Here is an 18270-nt window from a genome sequence, read left to right as displayed (position 1 = left end):
GCTACCCTTTCACGTACAGCGGAACGCGCTGCGAAAACTCGGCGCCACTGCCATCACGCGCGACCAACCGGATATTCCAGTTGCCCTTGCCCAGCGTGGCAGGTGTGGCATAGGCCGCGCCGTCAAAGGTGAAATCCGGTGCAAAATCGTCCCGCACATGGGTTGCGCGGCCAACCACCGCCTGCAATTCGCTGACCTGAACCGGTGCACCGGTCGCGTCCGTAATATGCAGGATCAGAAGGCCACCTTTGGTTTCTGCCCGAACCGTCCAGCCCAATGCCTGCTGCTCTTTCAGGCGATCGTTGAACTCCTGGCTGGCAACGTAGGAATTCTTGACCTCCAGCCCGGGAAACGTCTTCACCGCATTATAAGCCAGCACAAGGTTCACCGCGATGATCACGCCAAAGGCACCGACAAACACCGCCAGAGCGTGCTTTCCGGTGAATTTACGTTCGGCCATGATCAGTTCCCCCGTCCGTTGAACGTGGTGTCTTTGTAAGCGCGTTCGCCGCTGCTGAGGTCTTCGACCCAGATCCGCACTGGTGTCGCTTCTGCTGCCGCCGGACCGCTGTCACGGGATGCCACGATGTATACACGGGTCAATTGTGCCGTATCCGCCGTGACATTCACAGTATCGATCTTGGTTCCCTCAATTTCCAGTCGCATCGACGGATCGCCCGCCAGAGACAATTTGAACAGGCGGTCCTCGCCGTGCTTGTTGCGCAGTCTGACATCATAGGTGTTCCGAATGGTGCCGTCTGACAGGGTGACAAAGGTCGGGTTGCGCACGGGCGCTACGGTCAGATCGATGTCAGAGCGAATGAACAGGGCGAACAGCAGCGCAAACCCCACCAGTGACCACAACGAGGTGTACAGGATCGTGCGGGGCCGGAAGATGTGTTTCCAGACATTCTTGGGCGGTTGGCCTGAGCGTTCACGTGGCTCGTCGCTGAGCGCCATATAGTCGATCAGCCCGCGCGGTTTGCCGATCTTGGCCATCATGTCATCACACGCGTCGATACACAGGGCACAGGTGATACATTCAAGCTGCTGACCATCCCGGATATCGATCCCAACAGGGCAGACATTCACGCAGGCCATGCAGTCGATGCAATCCCCCAACTCGGAATCGGCTGTTCGCTTGCCTTTGCCGCGCGGCTCACCACGCCATTCGCGGTATCCCACGACCAGCGTGTCTTCATCCATCATCGCGGCCTGAATGCGCGGCCAAGGACACGCGTAGATACAAATCTGTTCGCGGGCGAACCCGCCAAAAAAGAAGGTCGTACCAGTCAGAACCAGCATCGTCGTGTAAGCGATGGGATGCGCGTTACCCGTCACAAGATCGCGGAGCAGCGTCGGCGCATCCGCAAAATAAAACACCCAGGCGCCGCCGGTGGCCAGACCGATCAGGAACCAGGTTACCCATTTCGTCACCCGGAGCCGCGCCTTGCGGAAATCCAGCTTTTCCTGACGATGCAGGCGCAGACGGGCGTTCCTGTCGCCTTCGATCCAGCGCTCGACCAGAATGAAAAGGTCAGTCCAGACCGTTTGCGGGCAGGCATAACCGCACCAGACCCGCCCAAGTGCAGATGTGAACAGAAACAGACCCAGCCCCGCCATGATCAGCAGGCCCGCCACGAAATAGAACTCGTGCGGCCAGATTTCGATCCAGAAGAAATAGAAGCGCCGGTTTGCCAGATCCAGCAGCACGGCCTGATCCGGCAGGCTGGGGCCGCGATCCCATCTGATCCAGGGCGTTACATAGTAAATGCCCAGTGTCACGATAAGGATGATCCATTTCAGGTTCCGAAATGGCCCGGAAACGCGTCTCGGAAAGATCGGTTCTCGTGCGACGTATAGGCTGGGGGTGGGGTTGGAATCGCTCACAGGCTGGCTCCGGTACTGGCTCTTCTGAGTGTGTGTTCTTCCAGATCACGCGCATAGCAACTTTGACATGGGTCAAAACGCGCATCGTACAGACACCTTTTATCACATTTCCCGTGCCTGACGCCTCAACCACGTCACAAATGTCTTTACTGCGGGTCTAAGTGCCGAATTTGGCGTCACAATATGGTAACCGCGCGTATCCGGCTCTGCATAAAGCTCAACGATGCGACCGGCCTTGATGTCAGGCTCGACGAAATGTCGCACTGTGACAGTGACCCCCTGCCCGGCCCTCAGTCCGTCCAGTACCAGGTTTCCCGGCAACTCGGTGCGCCCGGCGCCGCGTTCGGGACCAGCACCGTGTTCGGCCAGCCAGGTCGTCGCCTCGGTGGTGCCGATTTCCTCAAGCCAGGGCAGCCGGGCCAGCTCGGTCGGAGTCCATGATGTCTTTTCCCCCAGCAGTTTCGGGGCGGCGACGATGACCACGGGCGACTGCAACAGCATTTCTGATTGCACACCGGTCCAACCGCCGGGGCCGTACCGAATGGCAATGTCGATCCCACCCGGCCGCAGTTCGACAATTTCCGCGGTGGGATCAAGGATCAGGTTCACCTCGGGATGGGTTTCGCGAAAGGCCGGTAGGCGCGGCATCAGCCAAGAGGCCGCAAAAGAAGATGTCAGCGACACGTGGACCGGGCGATCCTGACCAGACCGCGCCGAATCCCCCACTGCCGCCTCGATCGCGCCAAACCCCAGTTGCAGGGCTCGGGCCAGGTGCTCGCCATCGGCGGTCAGGGTCAGGGCCTTGCCCGTTCGATCCAGCAAGGCAGCACCCAGATGTTTCTCAAGTACACGCAACTGCTGGCTAATTGCCGCATGGCTTACGTTTAGCGCAGCACCAGCTTCGACGACATTGCGCTTTTCAGAAAATGCCGCAAACGCCCTCAGCGCGGCCAACGGGGGAAGCGACAACCAATTCATATGTAACCCTGACTTACACTATGGAATGGTATTTGAGTCGCATTCAGCACCGCAAAGGTCAATCTTTATTGCAGAGATACCCTTGCAGAGGAGACCAACCATGCTGACCGTTTTTGCCAGATCTTTCATGACCGCAACCCGGATCAATGCGCCGCATATTCGCGATGCGCCAAAGCCGGGTCACCGCAAACGCCGTTGGCTGCCGGAAGGTCATTGGTGGATTAAAAACCCGCGCGAGGTGGATCCGAGCAACTTTTGACGCAAGGAACAGTAAACCTGAATCTGGACCACAGGTTTAAGTGGCCTTATTGTGGGAAAAAAGCACCGGCTGCTCAGGAAACGCGCGAACAGATGGAACAGCCGGTGCCCCAGCCTTCGGGCGGCGAACCGCCCGAAGGTGTTCTTTAGATCTTACTGACCGCCGCCCAACTGGTGGACATAGGCAGATACGGCGCGAATCTGCGCCTCGGTCAGGCGGGTATCCCAGTTCGGCATGACGCCAAAGCGGCTGTAAGTTACGGTTTCCGTCAGCGTTTCTTCGCTGCCACCGTAAAGCCAGATCGCGTCAGTCAGGTTCGGCGCACCCTGGAAGATATCACCTGTGCCATCCTCGCCGTGGCAGGCCGCGCAGTTGTCTTCGAAGACAACTTTGCCTGCCTGCGCTGCCGCATCGTCGGTCTGGGCATTGCTCAGCGACATGACGTACTGGACCACCTGCGTGATTTCGTCGTGTTCGAGGATTTCGCCAAATGCCGGCATCTCGGAATAGCGCGCATCGTCGCTTTCTTCGTTCCGGACACCGTAGCTGACGGTGTAGACGATGTCGTCCAGCGTTCCGCCCCACAGCCAGGCATCATCCAGCAGGTTCGGGAAACCCGGCGCACCCTGCGCACCCGAACCATGGCATTGTGCGCACCAGGTCCTGAACACCGCACCGCCCGAGTTCACGGCATATTGCTGAAGCTCTGCATCCTTAGAGATGTCTTCCAGCGAAGTTTCCACCAGCTTGGCGTTCCAGGGCGCGTTTGCCTCTTCGAAGGCAACCATGTCCTGCTGTACGTTTTCACGGGTTGACCATCCCAGCACACCGGCTGTCGCGCCATGGACCAGGGGCCAGGCCGGAAACATGATCGTATAGATCACGCCCCAGAAGATGGTGGCGTAGAAGGTCCATAGCCACCAGCGCGGCATGGGGTTGTCGAATTCCTCGATTCCGTCCCAGCTGTGCCCGGTTGTATTAGGATCGCCCGGCTGTTTATCAGGTGTCTTGCTCATTGCCGCGCCTCCTTGGGTGTGGCGGGTTTGTCTTGGTGCCGGAAGGGGATGTTGGCGGTGTCCTTGTATTCCTTGCTGGCACCGGGGCGGAAAACCCAGATCACGATGCCAACGAAGAAGACAAACAACACAAGCAGCATCCAGCTATCCGCGAACTGTCGAAGAAGTGTGTATTCTTCCATCACACCCTCCTGTTAACGGCTTGCATCCGGGGTAAAGGTCGAGAAATCGACCAGCGTACCCAGCATTTGCAGATAGGCGATCAGCGCATCGGCTTCGGTCAGTTCAGGCTGACCATCGAAGTTGCGCACGTTGACCTTGTCACCGTACCGCTCCAGCAGACCGTCGTAGTCGCTGTCAGGGTCGGCCTGCGCGCTGAAATCGGCAACCGCGTTTTCCAGCATCTCGTCGGTATAGGGGGTGCCGACAACCGCATTGGTCGCCATGATGTCACCGATATACTTGCCGTCGATCTTGCGATGTTCGAGGAAGCCGTATTTCGGCATCACCGATTCAGGCACCACAGACTGAGGGTCGCGCAGGTGGTCCATCTGCCACTGATCCGAATAGCGACCACCGACACGCGCCAGATCAGGTCCGGTACGCTTTGATCCCCACTGGAACGGGTGATCATACATCGACTCAGCCGCCAGCGAGTAGTGACCGTAACGCTCGACCTCGTCCCGCATCGGGCGGATCATCTGGCTGTGGCAGACATAGCAGCCTTCGCGGATGTAGATCTCACGCCCCGCCATTTCGAGAGGGGTGTAAGGGCGCATGCCCTCCACCTTCTCGATGGTGTTCTCAAGATAGAACAGCGGGGTGATCTGCACCAGGCCACCGATGGTCACGACCAGAAAGCTGAAGATCAGCAGGAGGGTCGCGTTGGTCTCGAGGATCTTATGTTTGTCGAGAATTGCCATTGCTCCGGCCCTCCCTCTATTCAGCCGGGACCGCGACGGTCAGGCTGGCCTCTTTGGCCGGCGCTTTCCGCACAGTCATCCACAGGTTGTAGCACATGATCACGGCGCCAGCGACGAACATCACGCCACCCAGAGCACGCACCACATACATCGGGAACTTGGCGGCCACGGTGTCAGCGAACGAGTTCACCAGGAAGCCGTTTGCATCCACTTCACGCCACATCAGGCCTTCCATGATACCGGTGACCCACATCGACGCGGCATAAAGCACGATGCCGATCGTGGCGAGCCAGAAGTGCCAGCTGACCATTTGCAGCGAGTACAGACGCTCGCGCTTCCACAGGACAGGCACCAGGAAGTACAGCGCACCAAAAGTGATCATGCCGTTCCAGCCCAGCGCGCCCGAATGCACGTGACCAATGGTCCAGTCGGTGTAGTGGCTGAGGCTGTTCACAGCACGGATCGACATCATCGGACCTTCAAAGGTAGACATGCCGTAGAAGCCGACCGAGATGACCATCATGCGGATGATCGGATCGGTGCGCAGCTTGTCCCAGGCCCCCGACAGGGTCATCAGACCGTTGATCATACCACCCCAGGACGGCATCCACAGGATCACCGAGAACACCATGCCCAGCGTCGACGCCCAGTCAGGCAGCGCGGTATAGTGCAGGTGGTGTGGACCGGCCCAGATATACAGGAAGATCAGCGCCCAGAAGTGGATGATCGACAGCTTGTAGGAAAACACCGGACGTTCGGCCTGTTTCGGGATGAAATAGTACATCATGCCCAGGAAACCCGCGGTCAGGAAGAAGCCCACAGCGTTGTGGCCATACCACCACTGGATCATGGCATCCTGCACGCCTGACCAGACGATGACCGATTTCGAACCCCAGATGCTGACCGGGATGGTCATGTTGTTGACCAGATGCAGCATGGCGACGGTGACTATAAAGGCCAGATAGAACCAGTTGGCCACATAGATGTGGGGTTCTTTCCGCTTGATGATCGTACCCAGGTAGACAGCCAGATAGGCGACCCAAACAATGGTCAGCCACAGATCGACATACCATTCAGGTTCGGCATATTCCTTGGACTGCGTTCCGCCCAGCACATAGCCGGTTGCGGCCAGCACGATGAACAGCTGATAGCCCCAGAACACGAACCACGCGAGGTTTCCGCCCCAAAGCCGCGCCGCGCTGGTACGCTGAACCACGTAGAACGAGGTTGCGATCAATGCGTTACCGCCAAAGGCAAAAATGACTGCCGAGGTGTGCAACGGACGCAGACGACCAAAGTTCAGATAACCCTGCGCCCATTCGAAGTTCAGTACCGGAAACGCCAGCTGAAACGCGATAAAGGTCCCGGCGAGGAACCCGATCACGCCCCAGAAGGCAGTTGCGATCACGCCATAGCGGATCACGCCATCCATGTATTCGCCCGAGCGGTCGATCTGATTACCTGGCTCGTCAGTGTTTCGAAGCGTCCAGATGAACAGGCCACCGGCGATGAGCATCACCAGCAGCGCATGTACCTGATACGCCAAATCGCGTGCATAATTGGTTCCGATCGCTGCAAACAGCGCGATCAGACCAAGCACGATCAGCTTGATGTAATTCGACATATTGCGTCCCTTTGCCATGCTCCGCGCGCTTTTGATTCTTATGACGCGCGAAACCCATTTGACTGGCTGCCGTTCTGAAGCACGGCCACCCTCATTGCTTTGATCTGTATCAAGACAGCCCAGCGTTTTCTATGACACGCATGGTAGTAGAAAAGGGCTAACAGGTCACATGAGACCAATTGCCCGAAACATGAGGTCAAAATGGCGTATAAATCTCTTCTCACAGTCATGACCGAAACGCAGACTGCACAGGCTGCTTTGGCGCAGATTGTGGCCCTGGCCGAGTCTCAGGATGCCCATGCCGAAGTCCTGTGTCTGGGTGTCGATCGCAGTCAGACAGGTTATTATTATGCGGGTGCCAATGCGTTGATCGTTCAGGAAACGCTGAACCGGGCCAACGCCGAGGCACAGGATTTGCTGACCTTTGCCAATGATTATCTCGGCAAATCCGGCGTACGCTGGTCCGCCGAACACGGCGTTGCGCAAATTGCCGATATCGGGCGCCACGTCGCGCACCGGGCCCGGTTTTCCGACCTTGTGATCCTGCCGCATCCGTATGGTGATGGTCGGGGGGCCGAGGCCGAACCCATTATCGAAGCGGCCATGTTCGAAGGACATTGCCCGGTTCTTGTAGTTCCCGACAGCGGCGCGCCCTTGAAAGCGCCGGGCAACATCATGATCGCCTGGAACGAAAGCGTCGAGGCCATGTGCGCCATCCGGCGGGCCTTGCCCTTCCTCAAACAGGCCGAGATCGTTCGTATTGTGGTCATCGACCCGCCACAGCATGGGCCGGACCGGTCAGACCCGGGTGGGATGCTGTCCCAGATGCTGGCCCGTCATGGTGTCAAATGCGAGATCGACGTGCTCAGCAAGACCATGACCCGAGTCTCGGATATCCTTAATCGCCACGCGACGGATACCGAATCGGACATGATCGTGATGGGCGCTTATGGCCATTCCCGCTTTCGCGAAGCCATTCTGGGCGGAGCGACCCGGAACATGCTGGAACAATCCTCGGTTCCGGTGTTCCTGGCGCACTGATCCAATCAAGTTGAAAAGCCGCCTCGACAGGCGGCTTTTTTCACCCCCGGCGGATGAGGCCGATCAGGAACAACAGGATCACAGCCCCAATTGTCGCGAAAAGGATCGACGACAGCAGGCCCCCTCCAACGGAAAAACCAAGCGCCGGAAAGATCATGCCCGACAGGAACGCGCCTACGATGCCGACGATGATGTTGCCGATCAGGCCGAACCCACGGCCTTCCATGATCTTTCCCGACAGCCATCCGGCGATTGCGCCAATGAACAGCATTGCCAACAGACTGCTGAACCCCATGCCACACTCCTATGTTAGTACGTGAACCGACCGGATGGTCGCGGTAAGCGAATTCTGCCGAATGAAAGACTGGTCAGACCAGAAACCCGCCATCGGAATCGTCGCCTGCTTCTTCCATGAGTCGCCCAAGATCGGGGATGGTCACGTGACGTTTGCCTTCCAGTAAGATCAAACCGTCCTTTTTCAGAGCTGAAATCTGGCGGCTGACCGTCTCAAGCGTAAGTCCCAGATAATCCGCCATGGCTTCTCGGGTCAGGGGCAGATCGAACACGATCGGTCCTGACAGGCCCTTTTGACCAATCGACGCATCCCGCCGGGCAATGATCGAAATCAGGCTGGCAATCTTTTCGCGCGCTGTCTTGCGACCCAGAACCAGCATCCATTCGCGGGCGGCGTCAAGCTCGTCCAATGTCATCTGCAGCAGGCGATGCGCGATGTGAGGCGTTTCGTCCATCAGCTCTTCGAATGGTTTCTTGCGGAAACAGCACATCACGACATCCGTTGTCGCCTGCACATCGTAAGGCGCAACGTCGCGCCCCGGGCGACCGACGAAATCGCTGGGCAGAAGCAGACCGACCATCTGAGTGCGCCCGTCTTCCATGGTTTGCGTCAGCGATGCGATTCCCGATACGACCGAGCCGACGAAATTCATCTGGTCGCCCGACCAGATGATGGTCTGACCCGCTTCGAAACTGCGGTAATATTTAATGCCGTCAAGCGCTTCCAGCTCGTCCGCGTCACAGCGGGCGCAGACCGCGCGATGTCGTATCGGGCAGTCTTCGCAATTTGAGTGATCGAACTGTGCTTTTATTGTCATCTGCGTTTCCACTTGATCTCCGTCAAAGCACCTAAGTCGCCTGCCCCCTAAGGGTATCGTCATGATAGTGAAACCACAATTGGCAAAGCTTGGACTTTTTGACGCGAAAGTACCGCGTTACACAAGCTATCCCACAGCGCCCCATTTCAACAATGACGTGGGGGCGGACATGTTTGGCGACTGGATTTCGGGAATCAAACCCGGCAGCGCCATATCCCTTTACATCCACGTCCCGTTCTGCCGCAGGCTGTGCTGGTTTTGCGCCTGCAGAACGCAAGGCACACAAACCGACAATCCGGTGATTGCCTATGTGGATGTTCTGAAAGCCGAGCTGGACCTGCTGGCGGCGCGCCTGCCTGCGGGTGTGGTTCTGTCGCGCCTGCACTGGGGCGGCGGTACGCCAACGTTGCTGAATGCCCAGCTGATGCGCGATCTGGCACAGCACATTCTGGGGATCGTCCCCATGGGGCCGGATGCCGAATTCTCGGTTGAAATCGATCCGAACGAGATTGACGAGGCACGTCTGGATGCGCTGGCGGAGGCAGGCATGAACCGTGCCTCGATCGGGGTGCAGGATTTCGACGATGAAATCCAGAAAACCATTGGCCGCATTCAAAGCTACGATACCACACGCGACGCTATCGACATGATCCGCGCACGTGGCATTGCCAGCCTGAACGCGGACATCCTTTACGGGCTGCCGCATCAGACCAAGGCCCGGATGACGGAAAGCGTGCAGAAGCTTTTGTCGCTCAACCCGGATCGCGTGGCGCTTTATGGGTATGCCCATGTGCCGTGGATGGCCAAACGGCAGCAACTGATCCCGTCGGACGCACTGCCAACGCCCGAACAACGGCTGGAACTGTTCGACACCGCCCGCCGCCTGTTCCTGTGGGACAACTACGCCGAGATCGGCATCGACCATTTTGCCACGCAGGATGACGGGCTGACCCATGCCCTGCGCGCGGGTCGTCTGAAGCGGAACTTTCAGGGTTATACCGACGATCAGGCCGATGTGCTGATCGGTGTCGGGGCCAGCTCGATCTCGCGCTTTCCACAAGGCTATGCGCAGAATGCCCCGGCTACGTCTGCTCATACCAAGGCCATTCGCAACGGGCAGTTCTCGACATCCCGCGGGCACCTGTTCAAAGGTCAGGACATTCTGCGCGCTCGTCTGATCGAAGCACTGATGTGCGATTTCCGGATCGATTCGGCTGAAATCCTGCGCGATCACGATATCTCGGCCGCAGCGCTGAACGAGATATATCGTGCCGCCAACGCCTCATTCGACGGGCTGCTGCAAATCAGCGACGAGGGGCTGTTTATCCCCCCCGAGGCGCGCGCGCTGACCCGGATGGTTGCCCGCAGCTTTGACGCATACGACCTCAGCAAAGCCGGGCACAGCTCGGCGATCTGACCTCTCTTTTTGCGGGCAACATTCAGCCCGTAAAGCACAAAACACATCGGGGGCTTGACGCACGCCTGCGGTTTTTCCCACACTCAAGCTGTGGGGTGATGTTTCACCCTGCGGCCTGAGGCGGGCAAATTACAGACAGTCCTAGCTGACGCGACTGCGTCGGACGGCCCTTTTCGTGCAGCCATTCTGCAACCTGAAAGAGGGACAACACTCATGCGCGTATTCACCGTCCTCGGGCCCAGCCAGTCGGGCAAATCTACCCTGGTGGAGGCCATCAGCCGCCTCGACGGGCGCCCGACCACATTCGATGTTTCCGGAACCGTGCACTTGCACGGTTTTTCTTACCTGGACGAGCCCTGGTGCGCGGTCGACGTGGATGGGGGTGGCGATTCCCTCGCTTATGTCGGCCCTGCCATGGCAATCTCGGATGCTGCCGTTATCGTGGTACCACCCGATCCAAATGCCGCCGTGCTGTGCGCGCCCTATCTTCGGCTGGTGGAAGAGGCGGCCATTCCCTGTTTTCTTTTCATCAACCGCATGGATAACCCCAATGGCCGCATCCGCGACATCATCGCGGCGCTGCAAACCTATTGCACGCACCACATCGCCCTGCGTCAGGTTCCGATCCGCGAGGGCGACACGATCATCGGCGCGGTCGATCTGATCTCGGAACGGGCGTGGAAATATCAGGAGGGCCAGCCGTCGGCCCTGATTGAGCTACCCAAATCTGTCGAGGATCGCGAGCAGGAAGCCCGGACCGAGTTGCTTGAGACGCTTTCCGATTTCGATGATCACCTGCTGGAACAATTGATTGAAGACAAACAGCCCCCAAGCGATGAGGTTTATGAGCTGGCCGCGCAAGTTCTGCAGAATCATCAGTTGATCCCCGCCTGTCTGGGCGCCGCAAGCCACGGCAACGGGCTGACGCGCCTGATGAAAGCGCTGCGTCATGAGGCCCCCGAGTTTGATATCGCCGCCGGACGGGACGAGGCCGCCGAAAGCGCCCGTGCCATCGCGGGCTTTGCGGATGTCAAAAAGCATATCGGAAAGATCATCGTTCTGCGCGGCCTTGGGGACGGGGTAAAAGCGCATGAGGCGTTGGGCGGTGAAACGGTCGGCAACCTGACAACTCTGGACGCCAAGACCCAGATCGCTACGCTGGAGGCCGGGCAGATCGGACTGGCAGTCAAATCCGATCACCTCAACCCCGGATACATTTATGACAGTTCTTCTGCGACGGAACTGCCGGAATGGGCGTCTTCTCATCCGGTTGCGCATCGTCAGGTCGTCTCGCCCGCGCATGAGCGGGACGATGTGCGCCTGTCAAACGCCCTGAGCCGTCTGGCCGAAATCGATCCGGGCCTGCACCTGCAACAGGATGAGATGAGCGGTCATTCGATTCTGGGCTCGCAGGGACCGCAACATATGCGCCGCGTGACCGCCAAGCTGGCCGAGGATTTCGGGATCGAGATCGAGGCGGAACAGGTGGAAACCGCCTATCGCGAAACCATTCGCACAACGGTTGAGCATCGCCATCGCCATCGCAAACAGTCCGGCGGCGCGGGGCAATTCGCAGATGTGGTGATTTCGGTTGCGCCATTGCCGCGCGGATCGGGGTTCCAGTTCGATGAGGTGGTCAAGGGCGGTGCCGTTCCCAAGAACTACATCCCGTCGGTGGAACACGGGGCCAAGGACGCATTGGAACAAGGCCCCGAGGGCTTTCCGGTGGTTGATGTCAAAGTGACCCTGAGCGATGGCAAACACCACAATGTGGACAGTTCGGATTATGCCTTCCGGACCGCAGGCAAGAACGCCGTGCGCGAGGCATTGCCGCAAGCCAAACCTGTGGTCCTGCAACCGATCCTGAGCGCCGAGATACACTTACCCTCGGCCTTTGTGGGCGATCTCGTACCAACGATCAGCACCCTTCAGGGGCAGGTTCTGGGATTTGAGGGCAACCCGAATGCGACGGGCTGGGAGATATTCAACGCCCAGTTGCCCGCCGTTGCCGAGGACGAACTGCACCGCACCCTTGCCAGTGCCACGCGCGGGACCGGGTGGGTCAAGCTGAGCTTTGATCACTACGAGGAACTGCGCGGGCCTGTGCCCCAGTCATCTGCACGGGAAAAAGCCAGCGCCTGACGCGCGACACCGGGCGGGCTGTTCTCAGCCCGCCGCTGCGATCAATTCGCGGGTATAGTCGGTCTGGGCATTTTCGAACAAATCCTCGGCCGCGCCCATTTCGACCACATCGCCGTTGCGCATGACGACCACGTTGTGCGACATGGCCCGGACCACTTTCAGGTCATGGCTGATGAACAGATAGGCCAGCCCGTATTTCTGTTGCAGATTGCGCAGCAGATCGACGATCTGAACCTGAACGGTCATATCCAGCGCGCTGGTCGGCTCGTCCAAGACCAGCAGTTTGGGCCGCAGAACCATCGCGCGGGCAATGGCGATGCGCTGACGCTGACCGCCGGAAAACTCGTGCGGGTATCGATCCATCGTTGTCGGATCCAGCCCCACTTCGGTCATCACCTCGGCCACAAGTTCGCGTGGCGCACGGTCCGGGTCGACTTTGTGAATGGCCAGACCTTCCGCAATGATCTGCTGACAGGTCATCCGCGGGCTGAGGCTGCCAAACGGGTCCTGAAACACGATCTGCATGTCCTTGCGCAACCGGCGCAGTTCCCGCGTGGACCATTTGCGCACGTCCTGATCGCGAAAGGTGATGCCACCCTCGGACGCAATCAGCCGCATTATGGCCAGTGCCAGTGTGGTCTTGCCCGACCCGCTTTCGCCAACAATCCCCAACGTCTCACCCGCGCGCACGCTGAGGGTCGCGTCGTTCACCGCTTTCACATATCCAACCGTACGCTTCAGAAACCCGCGCTGGATCGGGAACCAGACCTTAAGGTGGTCGGTGCGTGCGACCTCTTCCGCATCTGTGGCAACGGGTTCAGGCTGACCCGACGGTTCTGCCGCCAGTAGTTTGCGGGTATAGGGGTGCTGCGGGTTTTCGAATATCTCGGCCGTCACGCCGGTCTCGACAATCTCGCCGTCTTTCATCACACAGACCCGGTCGGCGATGCGGCGCACGATGCCCAGATCATGAGTGATAAACAGCATCCCCATGTTTTCCGATTTCTGCAATTCAGCCAGCAGCTCGAGGATCTGCGCCTGAATGGTCACATCCAGTGCCGTTGTCGGCTCATCCGCGATCAGGATGTCCGGTTTGTTGGCAAGGGCCATGGCGATCATCACCCGCTGCCGCTGACCGCCTGACAACTGATGCGGATAGCTGTCCAGCCGGTCTTGAGGATCGCGGATACCGACCTTGGTCAGCAATTCGACAATCCTGTCCCGTGCCACATCGCCAGCCACACCCTGATGCAGGGCCAGCGATTCAGCCATCTGTTTCTGGATCGTGTGCAAAGGGTTCAGCGACGTCATCGGCTCTTGAAAGATAAAGCTGATGTCGTTGCCCCGCACATCCATCAGACGCTGTTCCGAGGCGCCAATCATCTCTTGCCCGTCATAGGTGACCGAGCCTTCGACCAACGCGCTGTCGCCCAGCAAAGATACGGTGCTGAGCGCGGTGACCGATTTGCCCGATCCGGATTCGCCCACCAGCGCGACGGTTTCCCCGCGGTCCACAGTGAAGGACACGCCTTTGACGGCCGCGTTGACCTGCCCATCCTGACGGAACGAGACCTTGAGGTTTTTCACATCCAGCAAGCTCATGAGAAGGTCTTTCTGGGATCGAACGCATCCCGCACGCCTTCAAAGATGAAGACCAGCAGCGACAGCATGATGGCAAAGGTGAAGAAGGCGGTGAAGGCCAGCCATGGGGCCTGCAGGTTCTGTTTGGCCTGCAAGGTCAGCTCTCCCAGCGAGGGGGCCGAGGATGGCAGGCCAAAGCCCAGATAATCCAGCGAAGCCAGCCCGCCGATGGTTCCGGTGACGATGAACGGCATGAAGGTCAGCGTGGCCACCATCGCATTGGGCAGCATATGGCGGAACATGATCGTCATGTTGCCCACGCCCAGCGCCCGCGCGGCGCGCACATATTCAAGGTTCCGCGCCCGCAGGAACTCGGCGCGCACCACACCAACCAGCCCGGTCCAGCTGAACAGGATCATCAGCGCGACCAGCAACCAGAAACTTCGCCCCAGCACCGCAAACATGATGATGATGACATAAAGCGACGGGGTTGCGGACCAGATCTCGATGATCCGCTGAAAGATCAGGTCCAGCCACCCACCAAAGAACCCTTGTATGGCGCCCGCGAAAATCCCGATAAGGCTTGCCGCGCCCGTCACAAGCAGCGTGAACAGGATCGAAAGGCGAAAGCCGTAAATCACGCGGGCCAGCACATCGCGCTTGGTATCATCGGTACCCAGCAGGTTCTGGCCGTTGGGCGGCAGGGGCGCCGCGCCGGGCCGGTCCACCGAGGTATTGAAGGAATAAGGGATCAACGGCCAGAGCGACCAGCCGCGTTCAAAACCCTCGGCCTGGAATGTACCGGCGTCGATCTGTTCGATGATGCCTTCGGGATCATCGAAACAGTCTTCCAATCCACCGCTGTCGATCAGGCACTGAACCTCGGGGTCGCGATAGATCGCTTCGGTCTGGAAATCACCGCCAAATTCGGTTTCGGCATAGAAGTTGAAAACCGGCGTAAAGTACTCTCCCCGATACTTTACAAGGATGGGTTTGTCGTTGGCGATGAACTCGGCAAACAACGACAGGCCGAACAATACCGCGAAGATGATCAGCGACCAGAAGGCCCGTCTGTTGCGGCGGAAGTTGCTCCAGCGGCGCTGGTTTAGCGGGGACAAAGCCATTTACCCCTCCCGCTTTTCGAAATCGATGCGCGGGTCGACCAGCACATACATCAGGTCGCTGATGATGCCAACGACCAGCCCCATCAGACCGAAGATGAACAGCGTGCCGAAGATCACCGGGTAATCGCGGGCCACGGCGGCCTCGAACCCCAATCGGCCCAGACCATCCAGCGAGAAGATCGTCTCGATGATGATCGACCCGCCAAAAAACACCCCGATGAACACGGCCGGGAACCCTGCAATCACGATCAGCATCGCGTTGCGGAAGACATGACCATAGAGAACCTTGCGCTCGCTCAGCCCTTTGGCACGGGCGGTCATGACATATTGTTTCTTGATCTCATCCAGAAACGAGTTCTTGGTCAGCAGGGTCAGTGTCGCAAAGGCCGAGATTGTCAGCGCAATCGTCGGCAGTGCTATGTGCCAGAAATAATCCGTCATCTTGCCAAAGAAACTCAGGCTATCCCAATTGTCCGACGTCAGGCCGCGCAGCGGGAAGATTTGCCAGTATGACCCGCCAGCAAAAAGCACCAGCAGCAGGATCGCAAACAGAAAGCCCGGAATGGCATAGGCCACAATAATCGCCCCGCTTGTCCAGGTATCGAATTGCGATCCATCCTTGACCGCCTTTCGAATACCCAGCGGGATCGAGACCAGATAGGCAATCAGGGTCGACCACAGCCCCAGCGAGATCGAGACCGGCATCTTTTCCAGCACCAGGTCGATCACACTGATCGAGCGGAAATAACTCTCGCCGAAATCAAACGTCAGATAGTTGCCCATCATGATCACGAACCGTTCAAGCGGGGGCTTGTCGAAGCCGAATTCTTTTTCAAGTTCGGCAATAAACTCGGGCGGAAGGCCGCGTGCGCCGACATATTTGTCGTCGAAGACACCGCCCGCCGGTTCGGAACCCGCTCCGGCATCGCCCCCACCGGCGAACCCGGCGAACACGTCACCCTGACCTTCGATTTGCGCGATGATCTGTTCGACCGGCCCGCCAGGTACGAACTGGACCAGCGTGAAGTTGACGATCATGATACCCAGAAGGGTCGGAATGATCAGCAATAAGCGTCTTAGTATATAGGCGCCCATGTTATCGCAGCGCGCCTTTCGCTTTCAACGCAGCCTGTTTTTCCGGATTGATCCACCACAGATCAAGATAACCCAGCGAATAGGGCGGCAGGTTTTCCGGGTATTCGTACATATCGTAATATGCTGTCCAGTATTCTGCGATGTACCCCACGGGGATTACGAAAAACTCGTACCGCAAGGCGCGATCCAAAGCCATCAACGCCGTGTCCTGATCGGCCTGATTGTCCGTTTCAAAGGACGCTTCGATGATTGCGTCGACCAAGGGGCTGGCCAGACCTGCCGGATTGAACAGGCTAAAGGCCGCTTCTTCCGATCCGTACATCTGGCTCAGACCGCCCCCGGTAGACAAGAACGATCCGTAGCGCGTGGAATAGACCATGTCATAATCCCGCTCGCGGCTGCGCAACGTGTATTGCGCCGGATCCACTTTCTCGGTCGAGGCATCCACCCCGATGGATTGCAGGTTCTGGACATAGGTTTCGATCATCGTTGCAGTCGAGGTCGGCAGGTTTGAAGGATATGGAATATTCACCTTCAAAGTCTGCCCTTCGGCATTGCGACGAATATTGCCTTCGCCGACGGACCAGCCTGCCTCATCCAGCATGTTGGCAGCTTTGCGCAGGTTTTTTCGGTCATTCAGGCGTGCAGGGTTTGATTCGTGCGCCACAACAGCGGGTTCCGTCAGGACATCTTCGGGAACAACGTCGCCAAGCGCCTGCAGGAACGCCAGCTCCGCCCCTTCAGGCAGGCCTTGCGCCTCGATCGGGGTTCCTTGCGTGAAAGAATTCCGCGGCGTGTTAAGGCCGAACAACAATGACTCGTTCGTCCATTCGAAATTGAAGGCCAGGGCCAGGGCCTTGCGAACATTCTTGTCGGCAAATTGCGGCTTTCCAAGGTTGAAGACAAAGCCCGAAGGTGTCGGCGGGCTGCCATCCGCGATCTCATCCCGAATAACTGTGCCTTCATCCAGCTTTGGGAAATCATACCCGGTCGCCCAAAGCTTGGGATCACTTTCGATCCGGAATGTGTATTCACCCGCCTTGAAACCCTCGAAAGCCGCCGTTTGATCGGCGAAATACTCAACCCGGATTGTATCAAAGTTGTTGCGCCCGACATTGAAAGGCAGGTCCTTGCCCCAATAATCGTCCCGGCGTTTGTAAACGATGCGGCGATTGATGTCGTAGCTGTCGAGCTTGTAGGGGCCAGAGCCCACCGCCACTTCCAGCCGCGGTTCATCCAATCGCCGTGTCTCATCCGCCTCGAACCATGCTTTTGAGAAAACAGGAGTTGAGCCGACGGTTTCGATCAGGCTGCGGCGGGTGACTTCGGGATTGAAGGTAAATTTTACGGTATGGTCATCCAACGCCTCGGCTCCTGTCACCATACGGCCAACGGCCTGCGCATAAGACGGCAGGCCCTGTTCGATGAACAAACGGTGGCTGTAGACAACATCTTCCGCCGTGACAGGCGTGCCATCCCAAAAAGTTGCTTCGGGGCGCAAATGGAAAATGACGAAATTGCGCCCTTCGTCATATTCCAGACTTTCCGCAACTACGCCGTAATACTGCCCGACACTGTCTTCGGTACTTTCAAACAGACGGTCATATTGCAATGTGGTCAGCGCACCGGCGCGCCCTTTGCGTGAATAGGGGTTGAGAGAATCGAACGTTCCAGAGGCTGCCAGCGAAAGCTCGCCACCCTTGGGGGCGTTGGGATTCACATAATTCAGATGCGAATAATCCGCCGGGTAATCCAGATTTCCGAAATACGAATACCCGTGACTGCGGGTGACGCCTTCATCCAGCGCCTGTGCTGCATGCGGAGCAATCAGAGCGGCGCAGAGCCCCAAAATGCCAACCCATGGCCTTACCTCAAGATCACGTGCAGCAGGCATCAGGGATATCATATTGCTCATCCTCTCGGTCATTGTCACCGTCAATGTCGTAACCGCTAGCTAAAGTGCCAGCACGTGCAGATTCAAGTTTAGAATGCGTGAGCACTTTGTGAAGGTTTCTTCAGACAAAAAAGCCGCTGCGTTGCGGCAGCGGCTTTGAATGGTTCTGATCGG

Annotated in this window: 17 protein-coding genes; 4 read left to right on the top strand and 13 right to left on the bottom strand. The window is 58.2% G+C overall.

The window, feature by feature from the left end; all coding sequences use genetic code 11:
- Position 1: 1 nt before the first annotated feature.
- The 3 genes from ACR0DS_RS18395 to ACR0DS_RS18385 all read right to left on the bottom strand — a co-directional run bounded on the left by ACR0DS_RS18395 (position 2) and on the right by ACR0DS_RS18385 (position 2868).
- A complete protein-coding gene (locus tag ACR0DS_RS18395) occupies positions 2 to 460 on the bottom strand; it encodes a FixH family protein (protein ID WP_209507766.1) in 459 nt (152 codons plus the stop codon).
- A 2-nt stretch (positions 461 to 462) separates the two neighbouring features.
- Complete coding sequence (ccoG, locus tag ACR0DS_RS18390; protein ID WP_480560554.1) at positions 463 to 1890, bottom strand: cytochrome c oxidase accessory protein CcoG; 1428 nt, start codon at positions 1888 to 1890, stop codon at positions 463 to 465.
- Positions 1891 to 1992: 102 nt separating this feature from the next.
- Positions 1993 to 2868: a LysR family transcriptional regulator gene (locus ACR0DS_RS18385; protein WP_480560556.1), complete on the bottom strand. Its 876-nt coding sequence runs from the start codon at positions 2866 to 2868 to the stop codon at positions 1993 to 1995.
- 100 nt (positions 2869 to 2968) lie between these two features.
- On the opposite strand from ACR0DS_RS18385, the gene ACR0DS_RS18380 reads away from it, so the two are divergent.
- Positions 2969 to 3127: a hypothetical protein gene (locus ACR0DS_RS18380; RefSeq protein WP_480484690.1), complete on the top strand. Its 159-nt coding sequence runs from the start codon at positions 2969 to 2971 to the stop codon at positions 3125 to 3127.
- A 152-nt stretch (positions 3128 to 3279) separates the two neighbouring features.
- On the opposite strand, the gene ccoP is transcribed toward ACR0DS_RS18380, so the two are convergent.
- Genes ccoP through ccoN form a run of 4 tightly spaced genes read right to left on the bottom strand, consistent with a single transcriptional unit; the run spans position 3280 to position 6690 of the window.
- On the bottom strand, positions 3280 to 4143 hold the full coding sequence (gene ccoP, locus ACR0DS_RS18375; protein ID WP_480484689.1) for a cytochrome-c oxidase, cbb3-type subunit III: 864 nt from the start codon (positions 4141 to 4143) through the stop codon (positions 3280 to 3282).
- Entirely contained in the window at positions 4140 to 4325 is a 186-nt protein-coding gene (locus ACR0DS_RS18370; RefSeq protein WP_267363526.1) for a cbb3-type cytochrome c oxidase subunit 3, read from the bottom strand. Before ACR0DS_RS18370 ends, ccoP begins: the two co-directional genes overlap by 4 nt.
- A gap of 12 nt (positions 4326 to 4337) precedes the next feature.
- On the bottom strand, positions 4338 to 5066 hold the full coding sequence (gene ccoO, locus ACR0DS_RS18365) for a cytochrome-c oxidase, cbb3-type subunit II (RefSeq protein WP_480474079.1): 729 nt from the start codon (positions 5064 to 5066) through the stop codon (positions 4338 to 4340).
- A 16-nt stretch (positions 5067 to 5082) separates the two neighbouring features.
- Positions 5083 to 6690, bottom strand: coding sequence for a cytochrome-c oxidase, cbb3-type subunit I (gene ccoN / locus ACR0DS_RS18360; protein ID WP_480484687.1), 1608 nt, complete (start codon positions 6688 to 6690; stop codon positions 5083 to 5085).
- Positions 6691 to 6891: 201 nt separating this feature from the next.
- Between ccoN and ACR0DS_RS18355 the strand changes: the two genes are divergently transcribed.
- Positions 6892 to 7731: a universal stress protein gene (locus ACR0DS_RS18355; RefSeq protein ID WP_480488885.1), complete on the top strand. Its 840-nt coding sequence runs from the start codon at positions 6892 to 6894 to the stop codon at positions 7729 to 7731.
- Positions 7732 to 7771: 40 nt separating this feature from the next.
- Here the strand turns inward: ACR0DS_RS18355 and ACR0DS_RS18350 are convergent, their stop codons facing one another.
- Both ACR0DS_RS18350 and fnrL read right to left on the bottom strand, forming a co-directional pair.
- Positions 7772 to 8026 (bottom strand): GlsB/YeaQ/YmgE family stress response membrane protein, encoded by a 255-nt coding sequence (locus tag ACR0DS_RS18350; RefSeq protein ID WP_209507747.1) that lies wholly within the window; start codon positions 8024 to 8026, stop codon positions 7772 to 7774.
- 73 nt (positions 8027 to 8099) lie between these two features.
- On the bottom strand, positions 8100 to 8843 hold the full coding sequence (fnrL, locus tag ACR0DS_RS18345) for a transcriptional regulator FnrL (RefSeq protein ID WP_267363531.1): 744 nt from the start codon (positions 8841 to 8843) through the stop codon (positions 8100 to 8102).
- Positions 8844 to 8904: 61 nt separating this feature from the next.
- Here fnrL and hemN point away from each other — a divergent pair, with 61 nt between their 5' ends.
- Together hemN and ACR0DS_RS18335 are read left to right on the top strand one after the other, a co-directional pair.
- Positions 8905 to 10260, top strand: coding sequence for an oxygen-independent coproporphyrinogen III oxidase (gene hemN, locus ACR0DS_RS18340; RefSeq protein ID WP_480560558.1), 1356 nt, complete (start codon positions 8905 to 8907; stop codon positions 10258 to 10260).
- Between the two features lie 213 nt (positions 10261 to 10473).
- Positions 10474 to 12402 (top strand): elongation factor G, encoded by a 1929-nt coding sequence (locus tag ACR0DS_RS18335; protein ID WP_480488881.1) that lies wholly within the window; start codon positions 10474 to 10476, stop codon positions 12400 to 12402.
- A gap of 24 nt (positions 12403 to 12426) precedes the next feature.
- Here the strand turns inward: ACR0DS_RS18335 and ACR0DS_RS18330 are convergent, their stop codons facing one another.
- The 4 genes from ACR0DS_RS18330 to ACR0DS_RS18315 are packed head-to-tail and all read right to left on the bottom strand — an operon-like array spanning position 12427 to position 18108.
- Positions 12427 to 14004: an ABC transporter ATP-binding protein gene (locus ACR0DS_RS18330; protein WP_480538851.1), complete on the bottom strand. Its 1578-nt coding sequence runs from the start codon at positions 14002 to 14004 to the stop codon at positions 12427 to 12429.
- On the bottom strand, positions 14001 to 15107 hold the full coding sequence (locus ACR0DS_RS18325) for an ABC transporter permease (protein ID WP_267363535.1): 1107 nt from the start codon (positions 15105 to 15107) through the stop codon (positions 14001 to 14003). Before ACR0DS_RS18325 ends, ACR0DS_RS18330 begins: the two co-directional genes overlap by 4 nt.
- The gene (locus ACR0DS_RS18320) at positions 15108 to 16202 is read right to left on the bottom strand and encodes a microcin C ABC transporter permease YejB (protein ID WP_480508568.1); all 1095 of its coding nucleotides are present in this window, start codon (positions 16200 to 16202) and stop codon (positions 15108 to 15110) included.
- 1 nt (position 16203) lies between these two features.
- Complete coding sequence (locus ACR0DS_RS18315) at positions 16204 to 18108, bottom strand: extracellular solute-binding protein (protein WP_480560560.1); 1905 nt, start codon at positions 18106 to 18108, stop codon at positions 16204 to 16206.
- Positions 18109 to 18270: the final 162 nt, after the last annotated feature.

It is taken from the genome of Ruegeria sp. AF5 (assembly GCF_056541905.1).
This window is presented reverse-complemented; position numbering and strand designations above follow the sequence as displayed.

What these genes read in the sequence shown, in the direction of transcription:
- ACR0DS_RS18395 (WP_209507766.1), bottom strand. Translation starts at nt 460, where the DNA reads ATGGCCGAACGTAAATTCACCGGAAAGCACGCTCTGGCGGTGTTTGTC.
- ACR0DS_RS18385 (WP_480560556.1), bottom strand. Translation starts at nt 2,868, where the DNA reads ATGAATTGGTTGTCGCTTCCCCCGTTGGCCGCGCTGAGGGCGTTTGCG.
- ACR0DS_RS18380 (WP_480484690.1), top strand. Translation starts at nt 2,969, where the DNA reads ATGCTGACCGTTTTTGCCAGATCTTTCATGACCGCAACCCGGATCAAT.
- ccoP (WP_480484689.1), bottom strand. Translation starts at nt 4,143, where the DNA reads ATGAGCAAGACACCTGATAAACAGCCGGGCGATCCTAATACAACCGGG.
- ACR0DS_RS18370 (WP_267363526.1), bottom strand. Translation starts at nt 4,325, where the DNA reads ATGGAAGAATACACACTTCTTCGACAGTTCGCGGATAGCTGGATGCTG.
- ccoO (WP_480474079.1), bottom strand. Translation starts at nt 5,066, where the DNA reads ATGGCAATTCTCGACAAACATAAGATCCTCGAGACCAACGCGACCCTC.
- ccoN (WP_480484687.1), bottom strand. Translation starts at nt 6,690, where the DNA reads ATGTCGAATTACATCAAGCTGATCGTGCTTGGTCTGATCGCGCTGTTT.
- ACR0DS_RS18355 (WP_480488885.1), top strand. Translation starts at nt 6,892, where the DNA reads ATGGCGTATAAATCTCTTCTCACAGTCATGACCGAAACGCAGACTGCA.
- ACR0DS_RS18350 (WP_209507747.1), bottom strand. Translation starts at nt 8,026, where the DNA reads ATGGGGTTCAGCAGTCTGTTGGCAATGCTGTTCATTGGCGCAATCGCC.
- fnrL (WP_267363531.1), bottom strand. Translation starts at nt 8,843, where the DNA reads ATGACAATAAAAGCACAGTTCGATCACTCAAATTGCGAAGACTGCCCG.
- hemN (WP_480560558.1), top strand. Translation starts at nt 8,905, where the DNA reads ATGATAGTGAAACCACAATTGGCAAAGCTTGGACTTTTTGACGCGAAA.
- ACR0DS_RS18335 (WP_480488881.1), top strand. Translation starts at nt 10,474, where the DNA reads ATGCGCGTATTCACCGTCCTCGGGCCCAGCCAGTCGGGCAAATCTACC.
- ACR0DS_RS18330 (WP_480538851.1), bottom strand. Translation starts at nt 14,004, where the DNA reads ATGAGCTTGCTGGATGTGAAAAACCTCAAGGTCTCGTTCCGTCAGGAT.
- ACR0DS_RS18325 (WP_267363535.1), bottom strand. Translation starts at nt 15,107, where the DNA reads ATGGCTTTGTCCCCGCTAAACCAGCGCCGCTGGAGCAACTTCCGCCGC.
- ACR0DS_RS18320 (WP_480508568.1), bottom strand. Translation starts at nt 16,202, where the DNA reads ATGGGCGCCTATATACTAAGACGCTTATTGCTGATCATTCCGACCCTT.
- ACR0DS_RS18315 (WP_480560560.1), bottom strand. Translation starts at nt 18,108, where the DNA reads ATGATATCCCTGATGCCTGCTGCACGTGATCTTGAGGTAAGGCCATGG.